Raw genomic sequence first — 6,567 nt, 5'->3', positions numbered from 1 at the left:
AAGAGCAAATAAGTGCTACTCGTAAGTTATAAAAAAGCAATAAGTGTATTCACAATGAAAAGGTTGGATTGTCATTTACACATAAATATTGACACTCCCATGCCACGGTCTCCGGAAGTAAGATATATAGGGTTCAAATTCACTTGAATAGTTTCGATATTGATGGTGTTTGCAACTGTCCAGCATATTATACGTACAGGGATTGTAAGCACGTTTGCGCCACGCTTTTGGCGATTGCTGATGAACAAAACTCAGTAATTAGTAGCAAAAAGAGTGAAACGAAAAATGCAAGATATCGGCGAGCCGAAGAGTTGATTGATTACTTTGGAGAAAGTAGCAATCATACAGAATTGATGGAGGACGATGAGCGCTATTTGAAAGTAGAATTTTTACTCAGAACCCATATGCAGGTCAGCTATAATAAAGAAAAAGATATTTTTGACATACAGATGAAAATTGGGACTAAACGGTTATATATCGTCAAGGATATTCGTCAGTTATTTGATTGCATTTCGAATCACACCGAATTGCAGTTTGGGAAGTATTTTACTTATGATCCTGCGTACCATGTATTTAAAATGGAAGATTTGGCGATTATAGATAAATTAATGCAGTTTTATAATACTGAAACCATCTATGACACGAGAACTTGGGGAGGTAACGGTAGGTCTGGAAAAGATATTGTCATACCTCCATACGCGGCGGATGAGTTACTTGGTGCCTTGCAACGTCAAAATTGTGTCTATCAGCAGGAAGATTTCGATTATGGTCAACTGCAAATTGTTGAAGAAGATCTTCCCTTCTCCTTTTCACTTGAAAATGGCATGTCCAAGGAGTTTCAATTGAAAGTAAGTGGGCATGTAAATGGGGAATATTATAAAACCTATGGCTGGTATGCATATAAAGGAAAATTACATAACTTATCGGGTGAACAGCAACGGGCGTTACAGTTGTTCGTTCCATTGATTAAAAGTGGAGGAAGCCCACTTATCCCGATATCAGCAGAACAAGTTGGGACATTCGTTTCACAAGCTATGCCAAAGCTAAAGAAAATTGGCAAGGTACAAGTAGCTAAGACTGTTTCGGCGATTATTATGAATCCTCCACTTCGCTTGAAAATGTTTGTGGAAGGGACTAGCGATCGTATCGAGGTAAAAGTAGAGTATCATTACGATTCGATTGTCATTAACCCGATTGCCGAAAGCGAGACCCACGCTAATAAGGAGCAAACGATATTAATCCGTGATACAGAGCAGGAACTATTATTTATGAATGCATTTGAGGATTGTTCGTTGAAAGTGAGTGGGGATCAGTATTACACGGATAATGAGGAAGACATATTCGAATTTCTATATGACACATTGGCAGCGCTGGGAGAAAAGGCTGACATATTTTTAACGCCAGCTATTAAATCATTGATTCTACCTACAGAGAAAGTGGCTAAAGTCGCTGTCGATATCCATTCAAGTGGAAACCTATTGGAAGTGGATTTTTCAATGGAAGGAATAGATTATGACAGAGTTCCACATATTCTCCAGTCTGTTATAGAAAAGAAACGCTATATACGCTTACCAAATGGAGCCTTTTTGTCACTGGATGATGAACAGTTGAAGGACGTAGCAGATTTATATAAAGAGTTAAACGATAAATCGATTGAAATGGTAAATGGTAAGATGAACATGCCGTTATATAGAGGTTTGCAAATCGAAGAGCGTTTAACGCAGCTGGACAAACAGCACCGTAAATTCGGAAAAAGCTTTCGGCAGTTCATATGCGCCATTAAATCTCCAGAGGAAGAAGAGTATGTGATACCAGAAACACTCCAAGCAAGTTTGCGGGATTATCAGTTGACGGGTTTTCAGTGGTTGAAGTCATTGGCGCAATACCAACTGGGTGGAATTTTAGCAGATGACATGGGCTTAGGAAAGACCTTGCAATGTATTGCCTATATAGAGTCGGAGAGGCAAGCTCAGTCGGTTAAGCCTGTGCTCGTAGTCGCCCCAGCGTCATTGGTCTATAATTGGAAGAATGAATTCAGTAAATTCGCTCCCGAATTGCGAGTGGATATTGCAACTGGAACGGTTCAGGAAAGAAAGGCTATTCAGGAACAGGAAATGATTCCTGATGTATACATTACCTCATATCATACGTTGAGGCAGGATTTAGAGTGGTATAAGGAGCAAGAATTCCATACGCTTATTCTAGATGAAGCGCAGTCGATAAAAAACTATGCGTCTAAAATTGCGCAAGCAGTAAGGTCGATAACGGCGCATAAGCGGTTTGCTTTGTCCGGGACGCCGATTGAGAATTCATTGGACGAATTGTGGGCAATATTTCAAGCAATCATGCCTGGATTTTTACATGATCAGAAAACGTTTCGCGGTTTAAAACCTGAATACATTGCTAGGCTTGTTAAACCTTTTATTTTGAGAAGGTTGAAAAAGGACGTTCTGAAGGAATTACCCGACAAAATTGAAACCGTTCATTATTCAGAGTTGAAGAAAGAACAGAAGGAGCTTTACCTTGGCTACTTGGACAAAATTCGCTCAGAAACAAAAGAATCTCTTGCCACAGAAGGTTTGGGTAAAGGGAGGATAAAAATTCTAGCGGGGCTGACAAGACTTCGACAGCTTTGTTGCCACCCTTCTTTATTTATCGATAACTACGAAGGGCAATCAGGAAAATTAGAGGAACTTTTTGATATTATCGAAAACGGACGAGAAAATGGCCGTAAAATCTTGATTTTCTCACAATTTTCAAGCATGTTAAAGATTATTCGGGAAAAACTTGTGCAATCAGGACAAAGTTGCTTCTATTTAGATGGCCAAACGCCAGCGAAGGAGCGAGTCCAACTCGTCGACGATTTTAATGAAGGACCTGAAACGATTTTTCTTATTTCATTAAAAGCCGGCGGAACGGGCCTGAATTTAACCGGAGCAGATACGGTTGTCCTTTATGACTTATGGTGGAATCCCGCAATCGAGGAGCAAGCGATTGGTAGAGCTCATCGAATGGGGCAGAAGAATGTTGTTCAAGTCATAAAATTGATTGCTCAAGGAACAATAGAAGAAAAGATAAACGAATTACAACAAAGTAAAAAGGAATTAATCGATCAGGTGATTCAAACGGGCGAAACGATGCTGTCCTCGTTATCGGAAGACGATATTCGGGAGATATTATCGATTTAACTTTATCCAGCAGATGTCACAGATTTTGAATTGTGTGATGCTTGGTTAATCCAAGTTGAAAGTATATACTTCAGACTACTGGAAATAAGACTTAATCTTTCTGGGGGCTTAAAAAACTATAAATTGGGGGAATTACAATGAGTATTTTTGATGGAATGATTGGAAATGCATCTGAAATTGAAGTGAGTAAAGTAGAGAAAGAAATGAAGGATTTACTTACACCTACCGAAAAGGTTGAACATGCATATAAACTGGTTAGAGATCTATTGGTTTTTACGAACAAGCGCCTAATACTTGTAGATAAACAGGGCGTTACAGGAAAGAAAGTTGAGTATCAATCCATCCCGTACAAAAGTGTTGTACATTTCTCAATCGAAACCGCAGGAACTTTTGATCTTGATGCTGAACTGAAAATCTGGTTATCTGGAAGTTCAGCACCAATTCAAAAGAAATTCAATAAAACCTTGAACATTTACAAAGTACAAAGTGTATTAGCAGAATACGTACTGAAATGAACTTGGTCAATTTAAGGTACATGGTTCTAATACAATTTTAAATTTACCTAGTACCAGGTAACTTTTATCAGTAAATATCCTAATAGTGAAAGGGAGATAAAAAAAGTGGATAATGTAATCCAATCCTACTTCGAAAACCTGGAAGCAAAGGACAAAGATCTTCAATTTGAAGCGTTTAATGCAATTAATTCAGCTATACAAGAAGAAGTGGACTGGGCTTATGAAGTTTGGGACCAATTAAAAGAATGGTTAACAGATACCGATAATCACCGAAGATCCAGGGGAGCCCAGTTCCTAGCAGGTCTAGCGAAAAGTGATCCAGAAAAACGCATATTAGGCGATTTTCCAGCGTTATGGGAAGTGACTAAGGATCCGAAATTTGTTACGGCCCGACACAGCTTGCAATCGATATGGAAGGTGGGCTTAGCTGGAAAAGAACAAAAAGAGTTGGTGCTTAATCATATTGTCGACCGCTTTCACAACGATGTGCATGAAAAACATCACACCTTGATTCGATTTGATATGATTCAAGGCTTGAAAAATCTATATGATGTATTAAATAATGAAGAAATTAAACAACTAGCATTGGATTTAATTGGGGTGGAAGAAGACATCAAATACCATAAGAAGTATATGACTATATGGAAATGAAGAATTGAAAGTAGGTTTAGCTTCAAACACACATGCCAAGTTTTAAATTTTATTGACAAAACAAAATCTCCTCAAGTTTATCTTGAGGAGATTTTTGCGTACGTATTAAAGTGTTGCAGGTCCAGCTATTTCACAAGAAATATTAAAGTTTCGCGTATTCAGGATCAGCCACTTTTACAAGCTGTTTGCCTAGATTTGTTCCTTTAAATAAACCGAGGAATGCTTCTGGTGTATTTTCAAATCCATCAACAATTGTTTCTTCATATTTCAGTTTACCTTGCAGTAGCCATTTAGCCAAGTCGGTAAACCCTCTCTCAAAATCAGTAGCAAAATCGCCTAGCGTGAAGCCTTGCATCATAGCGCTCGTCTTGATCATAGCTGATTGAATACGTGGACCGCTATCTTTACCTTCAGCATTGTAGGAAGAAATTGATCCGCATAATGGAATACGAGCATTCCGATTTAGCATTGTAAAAACAGCGTCTGAAACGTCGCCGCCCACATTATCGAAGTAGACATCTACTCCTTCAGGAACTGAATTACGTAGGTCTGTCCAAAAACTATCCTTTTTATAATTAACAGCTGCATCAAAGCCGAGTACATTCAATAAATAGTCAATCTTGTCATCTGAACCTGCAATACCTACTACTTTTGCACCTTTGATTTTGGCGATTTGTCCAACTACTGAACCAACTGCCCCAGCAGCCCCAGAAACGACGACCGTTTCGCCTTCTAGAGGTTTTCCGATATCAAGCAATCCAAAATAGGCAGTTAAACCAGTCATACCAAGAATACCTAAATGTGTTGAAATAGGTGCCATTTCAGGGTCTATTTTACGAATTTCATTTGCAGTAGCTACGGTATATTCAGCCCAACTGAGGTTCCCAACAACGACATCACCTGGTTTAAAGGCGTCTGACTGAGATTCAACTACTTCAGCTACGACCCCCCCGGAAATGACCTTATTCAATTCGAATGGAGCAATATATGACTTGGCATCTTGCATTCTTCCACGCATGTATGGGTCAACAGATAAATAAAGTGTCCGTACTAGAATTTCATTTTCTTTTGGTGAGGGAACTGAACTTTTTACAAAGGTAAAGTCTTCTTTTGTAGGCATTCCTTTAGGCCGATTAGCTAAGTGGATTTCTTGTTGTATCAATTGTGTCATTGCAATTCCTCCTTTGTAGTTTGCCGAAATAGTTGGCAGAAGAAAACCCTAACACTCAATAGTTACTATGGTCAATGATTATGGATTGATGTTGCTTTTTCATTGTTTTGCTATTGTTCAGAATTGCTATGATGACCGGCACTGGGGCATAATCCCTTCAGCCTCCTGTGAACGAACCCCAAATAGTAACCAAAAGTGTTATAATATAGTTAACTAAAACTTGGTTTTATTGATTTGAACTATAGGAGGTCTTTAAATAAATATGAACAAAATACATATACTGTTTTTCGCACTAGCATTAACAGTAGCTTTACCGACGTTAGCTACTGTTGTATTAGCAGCTAACGTGGCAGAAGCACAAGCTGTTAAATCAGAAGACGTTACGACTGCTACAAAGTTTACAGATATTCCAAATAGCCACTGGGCGAAAAATGAAGTTATGCAACTTGTAGAAATGGGTATAATGACGGGCTACGGCGATATGCAGTTCCGTCCGGATGTAACAATTACAGTCAGTGAGGCTGCTCAATCATTTACAAAAGCGGGATATGAATCATTAATCAGAGACGTGGCAAGTAATTCTTTTGGTATGGACGAACCTCTAACACGTAAGCAGATGGAGTCGGAATTAGTACGTGTATTTAATTTACAAGTCAATGGCCATCGTAGTGCACTAATCGATTGGCCAAGTCTTCCTTCAGTGTATAAAGGAAGTGTTGGTATAGTTTCGCAATATGGAACTATAGCAGGTACGCAGAATGGTCTATCGAATCGTGAAACGCAGGTCGACCGCGCTACTTTTGCGGTGATGCTGCATCAGGCACTTGTAGAGAAGGGCAACATTACAACAATCCAAAAGTATAAGTTATCTAATTTAGAGTTGTCGGAAAATTTCGAAGAAATTCCCTCTATTGTAAGTTTAATGGTAACTACTTAGGTACATGAATTGTTTCAAAAATTTCTATATGGGTATCTGTCTAGTAAACTCATTTTATTAATATATAGGTTGGACTAAAGTATTTCATCGACAACACTCGGCTTT

General features: G+C 38.7%; 5 protein-coding genes. 4 read left to right on the top strand and 1 reads right to left on the bottom strand.

What is annotated here, in order from left to right; genetic code table 11:
- Positions 1-143 precede the first annotated feature (143 nt).
- The 3 genes from I2484_RS20405 to I2484_RS20395 all read left to right on the top strand — a co-directional run bounded on the left by I2484_RS20405 (position 144) and on the right by I2484_RS20395 (position 4,354).
- On the top strand, positions 144-3,188 hold the full coding sequence (locus tag I2484_RS20405) for a DEAD/DEAH box helicase (protein WP_255551637.1): 3,045 nt from the start codon (positions 144-146) through the stop codon (positions 3,186-3,188).
- Between the two features lie 137 nt (positions 3,189-3,325).
- The gene (locus I2484_RS20400; RefSeq protein WP_207152892.1) at positions 3,326-3,703 is read left to right on the top strand and encodes a PH domain-containing protein; all 378 of its coding nucleotides are present in this window, start codon (positions 3,326-3,328) and stop codon (positions 3,701-3,703) included.
- A gap of 105 nt (positions 3,704-3,808) precedes the next feature.
- Positions 3,809-4,354 (top strand): hypothetical protein, encoded by a 546-nt coding sequence (locus tag I2484_RS20395; RefSeq protein ID WP_207152891.1) that lies wholly within the window; start codon positions 3,809-3,811, stop codon positions 4,352-4,354.
- 142 nt (positions 4,355-4,496) lie between these two features.
- On the opposite strand, the gene I2484_RS20390 is transcribed toward I2484_RS20395, so the two are convergent.
- The gene (locus tag I2484_RS20390; protein ID WP_207152890.1) at positions 4,497-5,525 is read right to left on the bottom strand and encodes an NADP-dependent oxidoreductase; all 1,029 of its coding nucleotides are present in this window, start codon (positions 5,523-5,525) and stop codon (positions 4,497-4,499) included.
- A gap of 262 nt (positions 5,526-5,787) precedes the next feature.
- Between I2484_RS20390 and I2484_RS20385 the strand changes: the two genes are divergently transcribed.
- The gene (locus tag I2484_RS20385; RefSeq protein ID WP_207152889.1) at positions 5,788-6,462 is read left to right on the top strand and encodes an S-layer homology domain-containing protein; all 675 of its coding nucleotides are present in this window, start codon (positions 5,788-5,790) and stop codon (positions 6,460-6,462) included.
- The last annotated feature ends 105 nt before the right edge of the window (positions 6,463-6,567 follow it).

Origin of the sequence: Sporosarcina sp. E16_8 (genome assembly GCF_017347095.1) — a bacterium.
Taxonomy (GTDB): Bacteria; Bacillota; Bacilli; order Bacillales_A; family Planococcaceae; genus Sporosarcina.
The sequence above is the reverse complement of the archived record's forward strand: the minus strand, read 5'-3'. Positions and strand labels throughout refer to the sequence as shown.